Source organism: Roseovarius salis (assembly GCF_044472985.1).
Lineage (GTDB): Bacteria > Pseudomonadota > Alphaproteobacteria > Rhodobacterales > Rhodobacteraceae > Roseovarius > Roseovarius salis.
On the sequence record NZ_JBISDG010000112.1, the window covers coordinates 1 to 315 of the forward strand.

Annotated in this window: 1 pseudogene; it reads right to left on the bottom strand. The window is 77.5% G+C overall.

Annotation, left to right across the window (positions count from 1 at the left end):
• Positions 1 to 315 (bottom strand): annotated as a pseudogene (locus tag ACH13J_RS18415) (magnesium chelatase subunit D); the annotation flags it as partial.

The following is a 315-nucleotide window of genomic DNA, read 5'->3' on the forward strand; positions in this document are numbered from 1 at the left end:
CCACCGGACGGGCCGACGGCACCGCCGGCCGCGCCCAGCCGGTCGAGCAGCGATGGTGGCAGCAGGGCGCGCACCGCCTCGACGAGGATCTCGTCGGGCATGGCGGTGTCGTCCTCCGTCCGGCCGTCCGCGTCGGTCTCGTCGGCGTCCGGCGGAGGCTCGGGGGGCGCGTCGTCCCCGGCCTGCTCTTCTTCTTCGGGCACATGCGTGGCGCGGGCGGGATAGACCAGCTCCGCCGCCTCGCGCAGGTCGTCGTCCGCCAGGGTCTCGCGCGCGTCGAGTGCCGCGATGGCCCGCGCCGCGCGCAGCGCCAGC